Here is a 529-nt window from a genome sequence, read left to right as displayed (position 1 = left end):
CGGTATTCGACTGGACTTAAACCAGCCAATTTTTCTTTTGATCGTTCATGGTTGTACCAGTAGATATATTTTTCAATCTGTCTTTTTAAATCTTGATAGCTCACTAATTCTTCCCCATAACACATCTCTTGCTTTAAAATGCCAAAGAAATTCTCCATTGAAGCATTGTCTGCACAGGTTGCTTTACGTGACATGCTTTGGAACACTTTATTTTCTTCTAATGTCCTCACCCATTCGTTGTGTTGATAATGCCAGCCTTGATCGGAATGGATAGTGGTGCGATAGGTTGCCTGAGTTTCTATTACCTCTATTGTTTCTTTTAAAGGTTCCATGACCAGATCTAATGTAGGACGTTTCTTGATACCAAACGCGATAATTTCTCCATTGTAAAGGTCAAGGATAGGATTTAAATACAATTTTTCTTCTCCCAGACATTTGAATTCTGTGATGTCGGTTACTAGTTTCTGAAAAGGGATAGGTGTGCTAAAACGGCGAGATAATCGGTTCTTGGCTACCTTTCCAATCTTCC

Annotated in this window: 1 protein-coding gene; it reads right to left on the bottom strand. The window is 38.2% G+C overall.

Translation table 11 applies throughout. The annotated features are described in order from the left end of the window. A partial coding sequence (locus tag PQ474_RS26280) for an IS3 family transposase (RefSeq protein WP_273848524.1) occupies positions 1 to 476 on the bottom strand: 476 nt, incomplete at its 3' end. Positions 477 to 529: the final 53 nt, after the last annotated feature.

The sequence above is a fragment of the Halalkalibacter alkalisediminis genome (assembly GCF_028610705.1).
In the GTDB taxonomy this organism is placed as follows: Bacteria; Bacillota; Bacilli; order Bacillales; family Bacillaceae_D; genus Halalkalibacter; species Halalkalibacter alkalisediminis.
Note: the sequence above shows the minus strand (reverse complement) of the source record. Positions and strands in the feature narration are given on the sequence as shown.